General features: G+C 57.9%; 19 protein-coding genes. 8 read left to right on the top strand and 11 right to left on the bottom strand.

All coding sequences use genetic code 11. The annotated features are described in order from the left end of the window. Positions 1–2 precede the first annotated feature (2 nt). From G518_RS0131035 to G518_RS0131005, 7 genes are all read right to left on the bottom strand, one after another. Positions 3–986: a Bug family tripartite tricarboxylate transporter substrate binding protein gene (locus tag G518_RS0131035; RefSeq protein ID WP_028605792.1), complete on the bottom strand. Its 984-nt coding sequence runs from the start codon at positions 984–986 to the stop codon at positions 3–5. A gap of 70 nt (positions 987–1,056) precedes the next feature. Continuing rightward, entirely contained in the window at positions 1,057–1,767 is a 711-nt protein-coding gene (locus G518_RS37815) for a GntR family transcriptional regulator (protein WP_051237599.1), read from the bottom strand. A gap of 422 nt (positions 1,768–2,189) precedes the next feature. Next, entirely contained in the window at positions 2,190–2,957 is a 768-nt protein-coding gene (locus tag G518_RS37810; RefSeq protein WP_051237598.1) for a molybdate ABC transporter substrate-binding protein, read from the bottom strand. Then, positions 2,950–3,741, bottom strand: a complete 792-nt coding sequence (locus G518_RS0131020) for an ABC transporter ATP-binding protein (RefSeq protein WP_028605791.1) — start codon at positions 3,739–3,741, stop codon at positions 2,950–2,952. The genes G518_RS37810 and G518_RS0131020 overlap by 8 nt, the downstream gene beginning before the upstream one ends. After that, positions 3,731–4,780 carry a FecCD family ABC transporter permease gene (locus G518_RS0131015; protein WP_051237597.1) on the bottom strand — a complete coding sequence of 350 codons (1,050 nt, stop codon included), beginning with the start codon at positions 4,778–4,780 and terminating at the stop codon, positions 3,731–3,733. Before G518_RS0131015 ends, G518_RS0131020 begins: the two co-directional genes overlap by 11 nt. After that, entirely contained in the window at positions 4,777–5,835 is a 1,059-nt protein-coding gene (locus G518_RS0131010; protein WP_028605789.1) for an ABC transporter substrate-binding protein, read from the bottom strand. Before G518_RS0131010 ends, G518_RS0131015 begins: the two co-directional genes overlap by 4 nt. Positions 5,836–5,941: 106 nt before the next feature. Beyond that, complete coding sequence (locus G518_RS0131005) at positions 5,942–6,835, bottom strand: LysR family transcriptional regulator (RefSeq protein ID WP_028605788.1); 894 nt, start codon at positions 6,833–6,835, stop codon at positions 5,942–5,944. A gap of 84 nt (positions 6,836–6,919) precedes the next feature. Here G518_RS0131005 and G518_RS0131000 point away from each other — a divergent pair, with 84 nt between their 5' ends. Together G518_RS0131000 and G518_RS0130995 are read left to right on the top strand one after the other, a co-directional pair. Next, complete coding sequence (locus tag G518_RS0131000) at positions 6,920–7,843, top strand: DMT family transporter (protein ID WP_028605787.1); 924 nt, start codon at positions 6,920–6,922, stop codon at positions 7,841–7,843. Positions 7,844–8,003: 160 nt separating this feature from the next. Next, positions 8,004–8,435, top strand: coding sequence for a cupin domain-containing protein (locus G518_RS0130995; RefSeq protein WP_245598213.1), 432 nt, complete (start codon positions 8,004–8,006; stop codon positions 8,433–8,435). A 126-nt stretch (positions 8,436–8,561) separates the two neighbouring features. Here G518_RS0130995 and G518_RS0130990 read toward each other — a convergent pair whose 3' ends face one another. Further along, positions 8,562–9,476: a hypothetical protein gene (locus tag G518_RS0130990; protein WP_028605785.1), complete on the bottom strand. Its 915-nt coding sequence runs from the start codon at positions 9,474–9,476 to the stop codon at positions 8,562–8,564. A gap of 270 nt (positions 9,477–9,746) precedes the next feature. On the opposite strand from G518_RS0130990, the gene G518_RS0130985 reads away from it, so the two are divergent. Both G518_RS0130985 and pepE read left to right on the top strand, forming a co-directional pair. Beyond that, positions 9,747–10,073, top strand: coding sequence for a hypothetical protein (locus G518_RS0130985; protein ID WP_028605784.1), 327 nt, complete (start codon positions 9,747–9,749; stop codon positions 10,071–10,073). A gap of 141 nt (positions 10,074–10,214) precedes the next feature. Beyond that, positions 10,215–10,973: a dipeptidase PepE gene (gene pepE, locus G518_RS0130980; RefSeq protein ID WP_028605783.1), complete on the top strand. Its 759-nt coding sequence runs from the start codon at positions 10,215–10,217 to the stop codon at positions 10,971–10,973. A gap of 106 nt (positions 10,974–11,079) precedes the next feature. On the opposite strand, the gene G518_RS0130975 is transcribed toward pepE, so the two are convergent. After that, a complete protein-coding gene (locus G518_RS0130975) occupies positions 11,080–11,523 on the bottom strand; it encodes a GFA family protein (protein WP_028605782.1) in 444 nt (147 codons plus the stop codon). A gap of 61 nt (positions 11,524–11,584) precedes the next feature. Further along, positions 11,585–12,790 carry an acyl-CoA dehydrogenase family protein gene (locus G518_RS0130970; protein ID WP_084652407.1) on the bottom strand — a complete coding sequence of 402 codons (1,206 nt, stop codon included), beginning with the start codon at positions 12,788–12,790 and terminating at the stop codon, positions 11,585–11,587. Between the two features lie 26 nt (positions 12,791–12,816). Between G518_RS0130970 and G518_RS0130965 the strand changes: the two genes are divergently transcribed. Beyond that, entirely contained in the window at positions 12,817–13,719 is a 903-nt protein-coding gene (locus tag G518_RS0130965) for a LysR family transcriptional regulator (protein ID WP_028605780.1), read from the top strand. Positions 13,720–13,728: 9 nt separating this feature from the next. Here G518_RS0130965 and G518_RS0130960 read toward each other — a convergent pair whose 3' ends face one another. Next, on the bottom strand, positions 13,729–14,727 hold the full coding sequence (locus G518_RS0130960) for a Bug family tripartite tricarboxylate transporter substrate binding protein (RefSeq protein WP_051237595.1): 999 nt from the start codon (positions 14,725–14,727) through the stop codon (positions 13,729–13,731). Between the two features lie 230 nt (positions 14,728–14,957). On the opposite strand from G518_RS0130960, the gene G518_RS0130955 reads away from it, so the two are divergent. The 3 genes from G518_RS0130955 to G518_RS0130945 all read left to right on the top strand — a co-directional run bounded on the left by G518_RS0130955 (position 14,958) and on the right by G518_RS0130945 (position 17,950). After that, positions 14,958–16,511, top strand: a complete 1,554-nt coding sequence (locus tag G518_RS0130955; protein ID WP_028605778.1) for a class I adenylate-forming enzyme family protein — start codon at positions 14,958–14,960, stop codon at positions 16,509–16,511. Between the two features lie 143 nt (positions 16,512–16,654). Next, a complete protein-coding gene (locus tag G518_RS0130950) occupies positions 16,655–17,464 on the top strand; it encodes a helix-turn-helix domain-containing protein (RefSeq protein WP_051237594.1) in 810 nt (269 codons plus the stop codon). A gap of 81 nt (positions 17,465–17,545) precedes the next feature. Beyond that, positions 17,546–17,950, top strand: coding sequence for a hypothetical protein (locus tag G518_RS0130945; RefSeq protein ID WP_028605776.1), 405 nt, complete (start codon positions 17,546–17,548; stop codon positions 17,948–17,950). Position 17,951 lies beyond the last annotated feature (1 nt).

Below are 17,951 nucleotides of genomic sequence, written 5' to 3'. Positions count from 1 at the left end.
GTTCACTCCGGCTTGATATCCAACGCCTTGGCGATAGCTCCCCAGCGCGCCATCTCGGCCTTCTGGTGCGCCTCTGCGTCCGCGAGGGTTTTGGAGGATATCGGTGTAAGGCCCTGTTCCTTGAAGCGTGAGACGAGCGCGGGGTCTGCCAATGCAGCGCGGGTAGCGGCGAAGAGGCGCTCTGCAACCGGCGTGGGTGTGGCAGCCGGCACGAAAAGCGAAAGCGTGCTGGCCTGAGAGAACTTATTCCTCAGAGCTTCTCCAATCGTCGGAATATCAGGAAAAGCGTTGCTCCTTGTGGCAGAACTGACTGCGAGTGCCTTGATCTTGTCAGTTCGGATCAGTTCGGCTGCGGCAGCTAGGGTCGTGTACATCACGTTGACATGCCCAGCTAACAAATCGGCAACCGCCGGGGCCGTGCCTCTGTAGGGTACATGTATGAGGCTTACTCCCATTTCGCGCCAAAGCAATTCGGACTCCATGTGGGTGGTGCTTCCGACTCCTGCGCTCACGAAGTTCAACGTCTTCGGTTTGGATTTTGCGAGTGCCACGAATTCGGCGACACTCCGCACCGGAAGGCTTTTGCTCACCGTCAGAACAAAGGGTTGTTCTGAAACAGTGGAGATGCGGCGGAAGTCCTTTTCCGTGTCGAACGGAAGCTTGGCGACGAAGGCGTGGAGGTAGGACAAGGAGCCCCCATTCAGGAGCATCGTGTAACCATCAGGCGGAGACTTGGCAACTGCATCCGAACCAATAGCGGTGCCTGCCCCTCCGCGGTTGTCAACGATGACCGGTTGCCCCAATTCGCTACCCAATGCAACCGCTATCCCACGCCCTACGACATCCGTCCCGCCGCCAGCGGCGAACGGGACGATCAGTTTGAGTGGACGATCCGGAAAACTCTGTGCCATGGATGGTGCGCTTGTGGCCGCGGCAACTACCAGTGAAAGCGCAGTAGCGCCGTTCCGAAAGAGTCTTGAAAGCACGGTGAACTCCAGATTGAGTGGAACAAAAATACGGTGAACCCAGGAAATTCGGAGGACGGCAGGGTCTTCGCTAAGCGATGCGCGCGTGTACGGATACGGCGTCGCGCTCCATCAAACGCAGCGCGGTAGTCGCCGCCTTGCGCACGTGCAGTTTTGCAACCTCCGCAGCAGCGCCTGGGTCGCGGGCGCGAATTGCCGCGACAAGCTCCTTCGTTTCAAGGACGCTTTCCTGCATGCGATCAGGGTCTGCGAGAGTCATACGGCGCAGTTGATTGGCTCGCAGTTGGATGCCACGCAGCATGGAGGTCGCCAGGTCGTGGTCAGCCCCGTCCCAGAGAGCCTCATAGAAGTCCCGCCTTGCAGAGATAAGTTCTTCCGGGCACTCATACGCGTCAAAGAGGCAGTGGGCCGCAGACTCAAAGCGCGCGAGTTGCGTGCGTGAAGCAAATTGCGCGAAGCGCGCTGCAATCAATCCCTCGAGTTGCTCGCGTACCTCGTAGATCTCGCGAACGTCCCGGACACTGAGAACGCTGACGAAGACACCCCGATTCGCGATGCTCGTCACAAGGCCTTCACTTTCCAGTTCGCGCAGGGCCTCGCGCAGCGAGGGGCGTGACACCCCCATCTGCACACAAAGGTCTCGCTCAATCAGGCGTTCACCCGGGGTGAACTTTCCGCCCTCCAGGGAGTTGCGCAATGCACCGGCAACTTGCTGACGCACCTGTGCGGGTACGGGCTCATGCGTTACCTGGGCAGCAGATGTGGGGGCTTTTTTGATCACAAAATTAGTATATGACAATTTCATTAAATTGTATGACAATAAATCAAGGCGTAGAAATCACGACACTCAGCCGAGTCCTGTGCAAAACTCAAAGCGACTAGGGATGCTCTGCAAAACTCGACGCTCGTGGGTAGTGCGGGTCGGGATGGGATGCAAGGCGCGTTTTGCGGCCAATAGCACGGCTATTGGCAGGAAATACAACGCGGCAGACGGCTCGAGCCCGCGATATCACACGCCGCGAGGAGTTACGCCGAGCGTCCTTAGTGTCGTGAATTAGAAGTTCGCTGAACAAATCCGTCGAGAATCAACGCCATGCGGCGTCACAACTCCTCGCGATACCACTCGGTATCCCTGCGGTTTGCTCCTTGCCTGACTCCGATTTCGACAGATTAGTATCTTCAGCGAACTTCCTACTCACGACACTAGCGCTTGGAACGATTCTGAGACGTAGCGGGGTACAGAGCCCCCGGCTTGGCAGACAGGAAGCCGTTCCTCTGCAGAATGGCTTGCCCTGGCTCGGAAAGAATAAAGTCTCGCAGCGTACGCGTCGTCTGTGGGGCCCCCTCGCGCAAGGCCAACCCATACTTGATTTTTGGTGAAAACTCTGCAGGTAGCTCCACCATGCTGACCGCAGGGTTGGTCTCGTATAAATGTGAGTACGTTGCGTAGCCTATGAAAAGATCGGCGGCGCCCTCCGTAATCAGATCAACCGCGCTCTTTCCCACCGGCGAATGACGACCACCCACCAGTTGCAGGGCTCGGGCCTTGAGGGCCTGGGCGAGACCCGGATGCCGCTCTCCCAGAAGATCGAACATTTCGAATGCATAGTCTCCTGAAGGGTCATCTTTCGGCGTGGAGATGCCGACCGAGATGGCCGGATCTGACAAAACGTCCACGAAGTTTTCGCTGCCAAGTCCAAAGCCTGCGCGTGTGAGCACACACAACCGATTGCGGGCGAAGCACACGGCTTCTTCAACCAACCCGCTGTCTACTAAGCGCTGAGGATGCGCCATGTTGGCCGACGTGAAAAGATCAAACCGCTCCCCCGCCTCGATCCGTTCGCGCAGCAGCCCGGCTGGACCGAGCACGACGGATACATGGATACCGGTAGCCTGCGTGAAAGCCTCGGTAATCTCGGGAATGGCGTGCCGCAAGCTGCCGGCTGAGAAAAGCTGAACACTGTCATCCACGGGTGTTTTCCTCTCTTCGTCTTTGCCGAAACAGTGGAATGAAAGCGGTTTGACTTGGCGTACTTCCGGAGAACGGCACGGCGCGTACCGGCAAGCCATAAAGCGCTTCCAGGTGGGTTTCTGTCATGACCTCATCGGTTGCGCCAAAAAGCGTTTGCGCGGTAGGCAACATCAGAAGCACCTTGTCGGCCATCGCCGCTGCGTGATTGGGTTGATGGGTTGTGAAGGCAATGGCCAGTTTTCCGCTGTCAGCCAGTCTGCCGAGCAAGGTCAGAACAACGTCCTGATTTTTCAGATCCAGTGCGGACGCGGGCTCATCCAGCAGTAACACGTCATTTTCGCCAGCCAGTGCCCGAGCAATCAGTACGAGTTGGCGTTCTCCGCCCGACAAGGAAGCAATACTGCGCTTGGCGTAACCAGCCATACCGGTAGCTTTCAAAGCTTCCAGCGCTTTGCCAACATCTGCTTTGCCAGGCGTCCCAAAGAGCGCAATATGCCGGGCGCGCCCCATCAGCACCACATCTAACACCGAATAGGGAAAGGAGCCGGAAAAATCTTGCGGCACGAAACCGGTACGCGGGTTGACTTGGGCAAGGCCGGTGGTGGGTTTCAACAATCCAGCCAGCACGCGAAGCAGAGTCGATTTTCCACGTCCGTTGGGGCCAAGGATCGCCGTGATCTCACCCGCCCGCAGTTCGAGATCGAGCGCGCGAAACTGCCAGCGCTTACCGTCGTAAGAGTGACCAGCGTCCCTCAAGTGCAGCATAGCCGGATCAGAAACCATTCGAGCTCCGCTGTGTCTTCCTCAGGACCAGCGCGAAAACGGGCGTGCCGATCAATGCGGTCAAAATACCAAGCGGGATTTCCGTGGCCGTGGCGCTGCGTGCCACTGTATCGATCATCAACAGATAGATGGCTCCGATGATCAACGACGCTGGCATCATGACCCGGTGATCGGGCCCTACGAGCATGCGAGCCATGTGCGGCACGACCAGCCCCACCCATCCGATGATCCCGCTCACCGCCACCTGAGCGGCGACGATGCAGGAAACGAGCACAAGCACTATCCAGCGCAACTGAGGGGCATTGATACCGAGCGAATGCGCGTCTTCATCGCCCATGGACAGAAGATTGATGCGCCAACGCAGGCCGAGGACCAGCAAGCCGCCCAGCAAGACCGGAGCTGCTACCAAAGAGAACCTCTCCCAGTTTGCGGTGGCAAAGCTGCCAAGCAGCCAGAACACCATGGCGGGCAGCTTGTCTTCGGTATCGGCAAGGTATTGCAAAAGGCTCACCAGCGCACCGAAAAAACCTGAGATGACAACCCCGGCCAACACCAGCGCCAATATATTTCGGCGCGCCACAATGCCGTTCAAGGCATAGACCAGTACAAGCGCGGATAACCCGAAAACAAAGGCAGATCCCAACAGGCCATATTGCGGTAAGTTAAGGAGAATGGCGAGCGTTCCGCCGAATGCAGCCCCTGACGACACGCCAACGACCTGTGGGCCGACCAGCGGATTCCTAAAAACCCCTTGAAGCGCCGCACCCGACAAAGCCAGACCAGCCCCAGCCGCGAGCGCCAAAAGAATGCGCGGCATGCGTACGGTAAAAATCACATTGGCCTCTGTGGGCGTCACCGCCATGCCCGGCTGGCGAATGGGCGAGAGAAGAATTTCCACCACTCGCGCAAAAGAAATATCGTAGCGACCGATCCCAAGCGAGGCGACCGCCATGACCAACAGAATTATCAGGAGGACGGCGATCGTCGCTCGGGCAGAGCGCCCCGCAACCTGATCCACACTGACTCCCTCACTACTCATTGGGGAGCGCGATAGTCGACGCGGTAAAACTCCCTGTAGTAGGCGTCCGCTTCTTTCTGCATGTCGATATCTTTGAAGCGCTCCGGATACAGCTCTTTCGCCATCCAGAGCTCACCGAGCGCCATGGCCTCCGGCATAGGGTGACCCCAAGCCTTGGCATATTCAGGCATCAGCAAGACGCGGCCATTCTTAACCGCATCAATCGTCCGCCAGGAAGCCGTTGATTGGATCTCATCCACCACGGTGGGATAACGTTCTTGCACAAAAATGACGGTCGGGTTCCACTTGAGAACGTCTTCCATGGTCACCTGCTTGAAGCCAATGATTTCCTGCGCGACATTGCGTGCTCCGGCCCGCTCCATCATCAGGCCGGTGTATTTACCACGGCCATAGGTCACCAGATTCGGGTTAGCCATGTAAACGGCCACCCGCTTGCTATCCGGGATATCAACCAGGCGTTTGGCGATGAGGGCGCGGCTCTTCGTTGTTACCGCAATCATCTCCTCGCCCTGCTTCTTGCGATCGAGAATGTCGGCAATCAACCGCACGGCTGTGGCGAAGCCAGCATCGATCGCCTTCGGTTCGTCCTTGACGATCGGGTTTAACTTCACCGCTTCCTGCGGCGGCACGTCAATCAACGAGATGGCAACAACGGCAACGCCCGCGCGCTCCATTTGCTGAATCATGTCCGCTGGTGCATAGCTGGTGACGAACACCACATCCGGCTTGAGCTTCAAAATCTCCTCTATGTTGACCTTGGTCAGGCCACCCGGCATTGGCAAATCCTGCAGTCTGGGAGCCAGCCTCACGTACCTTGAACCGAGTTGCTTTTTCCACTCATCGAGCACACCAACTACTTTATCCACGGCGCCCAGTTGCACGGCAATGTTGAGAGTCTGATGCTGCAGGACGACCACACGGGTCACGTGATCGGGAATACGAACCTGGCGGCCAATCTGGTCCGCGACCATTCGGTCCGCCCAGGCGGAGGTGGCAAGCAGCCATCCACCAAGGGCAAAAGCTAGCTTCGTGGCGAATGAGCGGCGTTTCAGCATGGCGGGTACCTTTTCGCCGCAGCGGAAAGCATCTCATGCTCTACGCCAGCGGCATCGTTATTCATCCATAGAATACCGAAATAATACCCGGTGCGGTCGCACACACTTAGCGCTCAACCTCTACCGAGCCACCAGCATTGCTCAAAGTCTTCAGCATTTGGTCATACATGGCATCCACGGCGGCTGAACGCTGTGATTCCTTGCTGCGCAGCGCAGCCACTTCCATGGAGACCAGCGCAGGCAGCTCAAACCCCATGGGAAGGTTGTTCAGTACTTGCAGATGCGGTGGCACGCTGCAACGCGTAAACACCGCGACGGCAAGGCCGCTCTCCACCGCCGCCAACTGCCCGGCCAGACTGGAGCTGTGGTACACGACACGGTGCTCCCTGCCCTGCGCGGCCAAGCTGGAAAGAGCGGCTGTTCTGGCCATGCTTCCTGCTTCATAGACAGCGATGGGCATCGGGCTTTTTCGCCATATCTCGTGCTGAGGTGCGCCCACCCAAACCAGCGGCTCGTGAAACAGTAAACGCCCTCGCTGGGGCTTGTCTCGGGAGATCAGGGCCAAGTCCAACTCACCCCGCACGACCTTGGGTATGAGAGAGGTAGATTGCTCACAGGTCAGCTCAATCTCTACGCCCAGATAGCGCCCAGCGAAGCTGCGCAGCATGGGTGTGAGGTAGCGAGAGGCGTAATCATCCGGAACGCCCAGCCGTACGCGCCCTGACAGATCCGGGCCGAACAACGCTGTTTGCGCTTCGCTTTGCAAAGCGAGCATGCGCCGCGCATAGCCGAGCAGCTCCGCGCCAGCCGGTGTTAATTGCAGATGGCGAGGCCCGCGCAACAACACGGGCTTGCCCAGTGCCGCCTCAAGTTTCTTGATCTGCATGCTGACCGCCGCCTGGGAGCGATGTACGAGCGGAGCAGCAGCCGAAAGCGAGCCTGCATCCACCACGGCCACCAGAGCACGCAACCAGTCAATCTGCAAGTCAGGATATTTCATTGTCGCCCACTCATTCGATTACCGAATAGTACATCTACGAATTATTTGCTTTACCAAACCATTCAGCTCCGCGAGCATCACCGCATGCAAAACCGAGTTCAAAGCCGCCCACTCGCCTCAGCGAGCAGCCGTGGCCAAGGCCGTTCCGGCGAGAAGCAGGGCCAGCGGTTGCTCATCGCCGGCGGGCTGATACTGGGCACGGTGGGGGTATTTGCAGAAGAAGCGAATCAGCCTGCGCTTGTTACGGTCTGGTTCCGCTGCGTATTCGGTGCGTTGGCTTTGCTGGTTTGGGGTTTGGCGACGGGCAGGGTGGCGGAATTGCGAATTCGTGGGCGAAGCTGGTGGATCGTGCTCGCAGCCGGAGGCTTCATGGTGCTGAACTGGGCACTGTTCTTTGCAGCCATTCCGCTGACATCCATCGGCGTGGCCACCATCGTGTTCCACATCCAGCCGGTGTGGCTCATTTTCTATAGCGCGGTGGTATTGCACGAGGCTGTGCCACGCCGGCAGCAGGTTGCTACCGCCGTAGCGCTGGGTGGCCTTGTCCTCACGACTGGGCTGTGGAGCGGCAGCGTGAACGACATAAAGTCCGGCCACGACTATGTGGTGGGCTTGCTTCTTTGCCTGGGAGGCTCTCTGAGCTACGCTGCAGTGACGATCCTTGCCAAGCGAGAGAAAGTGGTGACCTCGTTCGCCATGGCGTGGTGGCAATGTGCCGTAGGCATACTGGTGCTGGCCTGGACGCCAATCACTTACGGTTGGCCAACGCAGGTTTCATCATGGGCTTGGCTGGCGGGTCTGGGCGTCTTACACACAGGACTGGCCTATGCGATCCTGTTTGCGGGCATGACCTGCATGACACTAGGACGGGTGGCCGTGCTCCAGTATGTGTACCCGCTCACGGCGGTGCTGCTGGATTGGGTCGTGTATGGCAGAACCCTGGACGCCGTTCAATTGACGGGTGTCGGGCTTATGGGGATAGCGCTGGTGGCTATCAAGAGCCGGTAGCTAAAAAGGGGGGTGGGTAAACGCGCTGGCGCATCGCCAAGCCGCCCATTTAGCATCACCTTGGCGGGCATGAGGGATTCGTTCACACCTTCTCAGGCTGAACACGTGGTCAACCGCTCCCGTGCCCAAACTTCAACATCGGTTACGAGGCCTTTCATATATGCAAAATTCCCACGCATTGGCACTGACACTGGCTGCAGCTTTCTCCCTGGTGACTACCACAGCAACGCAGGCCGAGGTGTATTCCAAAGAGAAGCTCGTCAAGGTAGACAAGAAAGAAGCCGGTGGCGGCAAGGGCACGCTTTCGGGCGAATACGCGTTCACCCGCGACCAACCCACCAAAGACCAGGCCATCAAGGAAATCAGCTGGCTCACGTTGCAACCAGGCGATTCGATTGGCTACCACAAACACACGACCAACGAAGACACCTACATCATTGTGTCTGGTACCGGCATGTTCCGCGACAAGGACGGTAAGGACTACCCCGTCAAAGCCGGTGACGTAACCATCGTGCGCAAAAATGAGTCACATGGTCTGGTCAACACGGGCACGGTGCCGCTTGTTTTTATAGATGTGATTGCTGAGCAGTAAATGCCACTTTTTTATTAGCGATAAGCGGCCATTTCTCTGGCGCTCATCGCTAATTTCTTGCGCAGTCTCACGCCGATACCAAACGCGTCGCCCTACGCCACAGTTAACGCAAACGCTCGGCCCGCTCTACCTCGCGGCTTGCAGCGCGCGGGCCGACTTCGCCAACTCAACCAATGCAGCCCTGTCTGCTTCACTTGGTTCGACGCCTGCTGGGGCCCATGTCAGCTGGATCACCGTGCCGTTGACCGCAAAACCGGTTGCGGCGCGGGGGTTTCCGCCTTTGCACGCATACGAGAGCTTCGCATCGCTGGCGAGTTCGGGCACGCTACGAATTTGGCAGTCGCCAGCATGCAAGGTATCCTGCATTTCAGTGCCACGTGCTTTGAGCGCCGACAGCAGCAACACCCGCGACTGCTTGTCCGTCGCCATGCAACTGTTTTCGCCATGCACCTGAACCTCGTAGGCCTTTCCACCAAACAGCCGCTTGAGGCCCCCTTCATCAAACCACGGGCAGGTCGAAGCTTTGCGCAGTGTCTCCGGGTCGTTTGCGCCGCGCAGGGCAAATTGCCCCAGTTGGGCAGCGGCGCGCAGGTCGTCTTCGGTCACGGCGGCCTGAAGAGACAGCGTAACGGTCATCACCAGCTTATCTTTTTGCGTGACGATGATGCTGGTGCGTGAGCCTTGTTGGCCGCTGTCTTTTGGGTCATAGCGGAAAGCGCGGTCACCAAGGCCTTTCATCTCCTTCTGGATATAGTCGCCCGCGAGAGCTCGGCGCATCTCGTCGTATACCGTGCTGGCCTCTGCTTTAGAGGGCTTGAACTGCTGCATGAAGCTGATGATATTTGGCGCAGCACGCGCATTTGAAGCGAAGCTGCAGTGGCCGACAGCGCCACCAACCAGGGTGCGCCAAGGCACAAACTTGGCAAAAGCCTCCTCGACCATTTCAGTGGGGAGAAAACCGCAATCTTCGGCTGCGTGGGCGCCCACTGCGCCAGTGGCAAGGCATAGTGCAAGCAGAGAATGCAGGGTGAATCGACGCATGAGATGACTCCAGTAACAATTAAAGCTAGAAACCGCGGTTGAATGCGCCCGAGAATGCCTTGATTAGTGTGTCGGGCAAGGTGCGAGGACCGTGGGCTCTTGCCCGCAAAGACGAGCATATCGTCCGCCCCTGGGAACCCGCACGGAAGGCCGGTGGCTAGCGTGAAGTACTGCCGTCTTCGGCCTTTTGTGAATGCCTGCAGCACAAACTGACAGGAAAATAGCCACTAGCCATCCCAACGTGCCCTCTTCACCTGCCGCGCACACCCCATGCCCCGCCGCAAACACCACCACGTCTATGTGGTCGAACTATCCAAAGACGTGCTTTACGAGCCGCGTTTTCGTAAAAACAACCCAGGCTATGTGGAGGGCAAACCCTGCGTGTACGTGGGCATGACGGGCCTGAACCCTGATCTTCGTTTTGACAAACACAAATCGGGCATACAGGCGAACCGGTTTGTGCAGCAGTACGGTCTGCGCCTGTTACCTGACCTGTATGAGGGCTTCAACCCCATGGCTTACGACGAGGCAGTTGACCGGGAAATCGAGATCGGTATCGACCTGCGCTCGGCGGGGTTCGGGGTTTGGCAGGCTTGAGCAGGCAGCTTAAGTTCGATAACCTCGAACTTCTTTAACGAAAAACCGGCCTTAGAAAAGAAAGCCTCTCTGCCGCACACCGAATGGACGCCCGCGCTGTGAGCTTGCGTCTGACCTCTCTTCTTCGCCCACCTCCACACCATGCAGCTACTACTCCTGAGCAACTCCAGCAGTCCTGAAGGCTACCTGACCCACGCCCTGCCTGACATCCGCGCCTGGGCCGGCACCGCCCGCGCCGAACTGCTGTTCGTACCCTACGCCGGCGTGACCCGCCAATGGGACGACTACGAAACTCTGGTTCGAGATGCTCTGGAACCCACTGGCCTCGGCGTGCGTTCGCTGCATCGTGTGCAGGACCGCGGCGCTGCCCTGCAGGCCATCGCGCGAGCCACCCACATCGCGGTAGGAGGTGGCAATACGTTCGCGCTGGTGCGCCACCTGCGCCAAAGTGGCCAGCTACAAGCCATTGCCGAGCGCGTGCGTGGCGGCGCGCGCTACCTGGGCTGGAGCGCCGGCAGCAACATAACCTGCCCCACGCTGTGCACCACCAACGACATGCCCATCGTCGACCCTGAGGGCTTCGCCACGATGGGGCTGCTACCGTTTCAGATCAACGCGCATTACACAGACGCACACCCCGAAGGCCATCGCGGTGAAACGCGCCAGCAACGCTTGCGCGAATTCGCCGTATGCAACCCTGGCATACCAGTGCTCGGCCTGCCTGAAGGTAGTGGCTTGCGTGTGGACGGTGATGGCTTTCAGCTCATTGGTACCACCGACCTGCGGGCGCGTTGGTTTACTGATCAGTCCGACCCGGCCATGTTACCTATGGGCCCCTGGGTTCCTTCCCCGATGCCTGGCGAAGGCGCTCCGAGCGAAAGGCGCGAAACACAGCAGTAGCCCTGCTATGGCGTGAAGAAAGAAACCGTCGCCTGCAAGAGTGTGGGTCCGGTCATCACCGACCGTATAGGTGGCCGCATCGCCAGGGCCATGGACAACGTCGCGCTTAACTGCCTGTATTGGACCGATAGCTGAGCCAGCCGGCAGTCAGCGAAGCGCCGTTGTGATCCTTGGGGTGGTTTCGTCCTTCCGAAACGGGGACTTCATCAAAATCGAAGGGGCTCAAGCCCTCTATGCAAGAGGCATTCACGCCGTACTGAGTTGGATCAGAGCGGCGCGAGTGAAAAGTGTAGATACCGCACACCGAGCAAAAATAGTGCTTGGCTTGCCCCGTGTTGAACTGATAGAGCGTTAGTTTTTCGGTGCCTTGCACGACATGCAGGTCATCCAGATTCGCAGAGACAGCCACGGCACCACGCATGCTGCAATAGGAGCAGTTACACCGTCGTGCGCTGCGCAGGCCGTTGGTAAGAACCAATCGAAATCGCACAGCTTTGCAATGACAAGCCCCGTCGAGTTCACGGCGTTCATCAAAGTTGGATAGATTCATGATTCCTATCTTTCAAAGCAGGCCATTTTGCTTGATCTGCGCAGCCAGGCATTTCTGAAAACTATGCGGCGTCGATCGCCAGAATTCCTTTCGCAATAGTGTTCCGTTGAATCTCGCTGGTGCCGGTAACGATGCGGTACATGCGCAATCGGCGGAAGATGAATTCCACAGGATGATCCTGAGTGACGCCAACATTGCCGTGAATCTGCACTGCTTTGTCTGCCACCTCAAAGCAGCGCTCGGAAACGAAGAGCTTGCACATCGAAGCTTCGGTTCGAATGTCATCTCCCCTATCAGCCTTGCGCGCAGTCGCCAGGATCATATGTTCACAGGCATAGAGGCTGGTCGCCATATCAGCCAGCATGTGTTGAATGGCCTGAAACCGGCTGATCGCCCCGCCGAACTGCTTGCGCTGTTGCGCATACTCCAATGAGAGTTCATAGGTCTGGCGCGCCAGCCCCAGCATCGTGGGGCAATGCAATACACGATTGGTGTTGATGCGATTCATGGCAATATGAAAGCCTTGTCCCTCCTGGCCGATCACGTTCTTAACCGGCACACGCACGTTTTCAAAGATGATGTCTGCATCCACGAATTGCCCGCTCATGGGTACGCAGTCGTAATCGAGCCGAACACCGGGTGCGTCTAGATCCACGAAGACGGCGGAGATACCCTTGGCGCCTGCAGAGGGGTCAGTCACGCACATCAAGATGGCTGCGTCGGCGAAGGTCGATGCGGTGATGAAATGTTTGCGGCCATTGATAACGTAGTGATCACCGTCTCGCACGGCACTGGTCTGAATGCTGGCGGCATCAGATCCGGAGCGGGGTTCGGTCATGGCAAAGCAGATGCCTTTTTGACCGTGGACCACCGGTTCCAGATATTCGCTTCGTTGACTTGGTGTGAGGTACTTCACCAATGAGCCTATGCGAGAGGGGCCGCCCCAGTCGCCCAGCACGTGGGGGAACAGAATGGCGCCAGATGCGGCAGCGTCGTCTTTGAGCAGACAATGTTGCTCAATGCTCAAGCCGCACCCACCCAGCGCTACGGGGAGTTGGGCGCCATAGAACCCTAGCTCGCGGCAGCGTTGCCAGATGGAGCGGATGAGACTACGCTCAAAGCGATCTTGGTAGCCCAGGCCCAGGCGCTTTTCCAGAGGGATCAGCTCGGACTTAAGATACTCGTTCAATCGAGCGCGAAACGATTCAAACGGCTCGCTGGCATTCGTAGCTGAAGTGGCTTGCAGGGTCGATGGAGAGGCGTTCATGATGTTTACTCGGTTCGGGGGTGGCGATGAGAATTGATGACTTGCGCTACTTCGTGGCGGTGGCAGAGCATGGCCACGTGGGTCGTGCGGCGCAGCGCTTGGGGGTGACACAACCTGCGCTGACCAAGGGGGTGCAACGCCTGGAGGCCAGCCTGGGCTTGCAACTGTTTGAGCGCACCTCAAAAGGAATGACCCTGACGACGGTGGGCGGAGTGTTCTTCGAGCGTGCCAAGCAGGTGTGCATGGGGCTTGATGAAGCAGTGCAAGAGGCCGAGGATTTGCACCTGGGCGCCATTGGCACCATCCGCGTGGGTGTGTCGCCGCCGTTTGCAGATAGCCTGGTAACTGAGGCCTTTGTGCAGTTGCTGGCGCAGCGACCGGGCGCCAAGGCGCGTGTGACTATCAGTTTGAATGACACCTTGCTAAGCTCCTTGCGCCTGGGGGATTTAGACATCACGGTCAACGCGATTGATGACGTAGAACCCGATGACCTTCACTGCCAGGTTTTGTTTGACGACGAGCTGCGAGTAGTTTTGCGCGAACACCATCCGCTGCTTAACAAGCAGAATCTGAAGCTTGCGGACCTGGCTGCACAGCAGTGGGCACTGCCGGGGCCGCAAGTCATGGCGCGGCGCCGGATTGAAGCGCGCTTTGCTGACGGTGGGCTACCCGCGCCTGATGTGGTGTTTCAGACCGACACCTCTATGACGCTGGCACCCTCCATCTTGCGGCGTACCGACTTGCTCGGTTTGATGAGCAAACAATCATTGCGCTCCGGCGCGGGCCGTGGCTTGGTGGCACTGGACCTAAGTGACGCTGGCTGGCCGCGCCGCATTGGAGTGATTTCGCGCAAAGGCGCCTACCTTTCCCCATTGGTACAGCGCTACATTGAAGTGCTGAGTGAGCGTGCCCGCGAGTTGTTGACATAGCAGGCCTCTTCAAAGCTTGAGATTGCGAATGACGGAGCTGAAGGCCTTGGCCTCTTGCACGGCAAATTCTTTCATCTGCGCAGGCGTGGTGGGCGTAGCGATAAAGCCCTGCTCCTCAAACATACGCTTTAGATCCGCGCTCTGAAGCGCTTTGAGCACGCTCTGGTTGAGTCGCTCCACAATGTTGGCAGGCGTGGCTTTGGGAGCTGAGAGACCGGCCCAGCTTCCGGTGTCGAGATCTGTGAGACCCAATTCAGAGAGCGACGGAATCTCAGGGGCCACTTTAGAGCGCGCTTTGCTGGTGAGGCCCAACGGAACGACTTTCTTGCTCTTGATGAAATTGAGCGCAGGGCCGATGGCGATGATGCCCAGATCAATGTTGCCAGCAATCAGGTCCGTCATGACATTGGCGCCACCTTTGTAGGGCACGTGCAAGATGTCAAGCCCCATCTGCTGTTTGACGAGCTCAAAGGTCAAATGCATGGAGGTGCCCACGCCGGGTGAGCCATACGAGAGTTTGGCGCCGCCGTTCACTTTGTCTCTCAATTGTTTGAAGGTAGTCATGCCGCTGCTTGGTGACGCCATGATCACGTGGGGGGCAAAGCTAAGGCGGGAGATAGCCTGGAAGTCGTTCAACGGGTCGTAGTCGAGCGATTTGTAAATGTCGCCAGCGGTGGCGAGGTTTCCGCCGTAGAGCAAAAGGGTTTGACCATCAGGCTTGGCCCTTGCCACCTTGCCGCCTGCGATGGTGCCACCTGCGCCGCCAGTGTTTTCTACGAGCATGGGTTTACCCAGATCAGGTGCCATGGCCAGCGCGACGGCACGGCCAATGGAGTCGAACTGCCCTCCCGCAGAAAAAGGCACCACAAGGGTGACAGGGCCGGTTGGATAAGCTGCTGCGGCGTAACTCCAGACAGGTGCGGAGATGGCAGCGCCGGCACCAAGCAGTTGCAGCACGCTTCTGCGAGTGATTGGCGAAGAAGAGGGGCAGCAAGGCTTCTCGTTCATGTTGTCTCCTTATTGGTTGTAGTGTGAGCTTCGTAGCAAGTTTCGTTGAGATGGCCCGCTGCGTTGATAGCGCAACCTCTTTGTGCGATAACTCAGCGGAATCAAGCACGCCATAACGTGGCGGCATCAAACCCGGCCATCTGCTTATCAACGGTTGGGAAGCGCGCTCCTAGCATTGCCTTCATTCAATGTGCACAAAGCATTGAGCATCGCAATCTCAGGAGACTTTTATGAATCAGGGCAGATTTGTTACACGCAATGCACGGTATTTTCCGCAACAACCCGCGGTGATCTTTCAAGATCAGGTCATGAGCTTTCAGGAGCTGGACCGCCGCTCCAGTCGCTTGGCCAACGCGTTGATCGGGTTAGGACTAAAAAAGGGTGATCGCGTGGCGTTCCAGATGGCCAACAGGCCTCAGATTGTGGAAATTGAGATTGCGCTCTACAAAGCGGGCCTGGTCAAGATGCCGCTGAACGCCCGGCTGTCTGCCAATGAGGTGGTCGATGTGATCGAGAACGGCGGGCCGCGTGTGTTCATCGTGGGTGACTCGCACACGGAGCTGGTTCAATCGATTATGGGCCGCGTGGATGTGTCGCAGTACGTGACTTGCGGAACAGCGGTAGGGGGCTGGCTGGAATATGAGTCCCTGCTGGCCCAAGCCAGCGATCTCAGCCCCGATGTAGAGATGCAGGCCAACGATCTTGCGGTGTTGCACTACACCTCGGGCTCTACCGGCAAACTGAAAGCTGCGATGCAGACCGTAGGCAATAGGCTATCGCATCTGCGAAAGGTGGGGATGCACCGCATGCGTGTGAGCCCGGGTGACGTGCTGGGCTTAAGTGGCCCGCTCACACACGCGAGCGGCATGTTCATGCAGCCCTTTCTCTATCAGGGCGGAACCTTGTTGATCCAAGATCGGTTTGATCCTGACTTGCTTCTTTCTGCCGTAGAGCGCTGGAAGGTGAGCTACACCTTTATGGTGCCGACCATGCTCAACAAATTGACCACCCATCCCGGTGTTCGCAACTACGACATCAGCAGCTTGAAGCAAATTGCCTATGGCGGTGCGCCCATGGCCCCAGCACGCATTCGTGAAGCGTGGGAAACCCTGGGGCCAGTGCTGTCACAGGGTTATGGCGGTGGCGAAACCACAGGCGGCTTGATTTTGTTCGACACGGCATCTCACGCACGCGCCTTGGCCGAAGTGCCTTCGCGTTTAGCTTCTTGTGGGCAGCCTATTGGAGAGGCGCAACTAATCGTGGCTGATGCTGAAGGTAATCCGGTGAGTGGGGATGCCGTAGGCGAGATTGTGGTTCGAGGGCCAGATGTATTTGCCGGGTACTGGGGTGAACCCGAACTAACTGCGCAGGCTTTCAACGAGCAAGGCTGGCTCAAGACAGGCGATCTTGCCAAGGTTGACGCTGAAGGCTATGTCTATATCGTAGACCGCAGCAAGGACATGATCATCTCGGGTGGGTTCAATATCTATCCAACCGAGATTGAGCAGGCCCTGTACCAGCACCCTGCCGTGTATGAAGCTTGTGTGGTGGGGGTGCCCGATGACGTTTGGGGCGAATCAGTGAAGGCCGTGGTCGTGCTTCGCCCTGGCCAGAACACGAACGATACAGAGCTGATCAGCCACTGCAAAACCGCGTTGGCGGATTTCAAGAAGCCACGCTCTGTGGAATTTGTAGCGGAGTTGCCACGCAACCCCAACGGAAAAATCTCTCGCAAGATCGTGCGAGACCGCTACTGGGCGGGGCATGAGCGCATGGTTGGTTGACGGATTCGGAGCGCCAAGCGGAAAAATGGAAACCAGAGGAGACCTGCTTCGGCGGGACTCCCTACTTCTGAGCAGGGCGCGCCGTGAAAGCGCGCACAAGTTTGCGGGGGAGTTCAGCTTCCCTTGAGGTAAGGTTATGCGCCATGACATCCGCCAACCCAACTGTCTTTACGCCTCCCCTTGCCATCGGGCTTTTAGTACAGCAGTGGCGCAAGCGCCGCCGGATCAGCCAGATGCAGCTGGCTTTCGACGCCGGGCTATCTACACGGCACTTAAGCTTTATTGAAACTGGCCGTTCCAGGCCCAGCCCCGAAGTACTGATAGCCATAGCACGCGAGCTTGAGGTTCCGCTCCGGGAGCGCAATGTCATGTTGATGGCAGCAGGTTACGCACCGCGCTACGCTCACGAGAACCTGGATGCGCCAGATATGCGACCTGTACACGCTGCGCTCACGCGATTGCTTGAAGCGCACCATCCTTATCCTGGAATAGTGCTGGACAGGCACTGGAACGTGGTGTTGGCGAATCCGGCAGCCATGGCGTTGGCGAGTGTGCTGCCGGAATCTCTGCGTACGCCTACGATCAATATGTACCGGGCTTCACTTCACCCCGAAGGCTTGGCTCGCTACACGCGCAATCTGGAAAATTGGGCGCCGCATCTACTGGCCGGTTTACGCCGGGCAGTGGAAGGCAGCGGCGACCCAGAATTGATTGCCCTTGAGGCTGAGGTGCTGGCCTATCCGGGGATGCGCGAAGTATCTCGCCGTGACCCGAGCGGACAAGGGCTGCTCATACTTTGCCACTTGGATTTGCCCATGGCGAGCCTATCGATGTTCAGTACCGTGACGAGTTTCGGTACTCCGCAAGATGTGACCCTGCAGGAGTTGTGCATCGAGCTCTTCTACCCTGCTGATGCCGACAGCGAGACGGTAATGCGTTCCTTGACTACATGACCTCTGAGGTAATAGACGGGATGCGGCGCTCTTCTTAAAGTGGGCCTACTCAGGCACGGTGTCTGAGCTCACGGAGGTCATATGTCAAACGTCGTCAATCATCCCGGCCTGAAAGCCATATTGCTGCTGGATGCAGCTATCGGTGTCGTGGTGGCCGCGCTGCAATTGGCAGCCCCCCAACTGCTCAGTTCCTGGCTGGGCTTAGCTGTACCTCTTTTAGTAGGCAGCGCCGTTCTGCTCCTGGGCTACGTAGCCTTGCTATTAGGGATGGCATTCGCGAGTCATTTCAAACGCTGGGTATTGCATCTTCTTGTATGGGGCAACGTAAGCTGGGGGATCGCCTGCCTGGCATTAGCCGCCGGTTTGAGCAGCGCTACCAAACTGGGAATAGCCTACCTTTTGATTCAAGCCTTCACTGTATTTGCCTTCTCGGCATGGGAATGGCACCTGGCGCGTGAAGGCCGTGCACAACTTGTGGCCGTGTAGG

It is taken from the genome of Ottowia thiooxydans DSM 14619, assembly GCF_000422885.1.
GTDB lineage: Bacteria > Pseudomonadota > Gammaproteobacteria > Burkholderiales > Burkholderiaceae_C > Ottowia > Ottowia thiooxydans.
The sequence above is the reverse complement of the archived record's forward strand: the minus strand, read 5'-3'. Positions and strand labels throughout refer to the sequence as shown.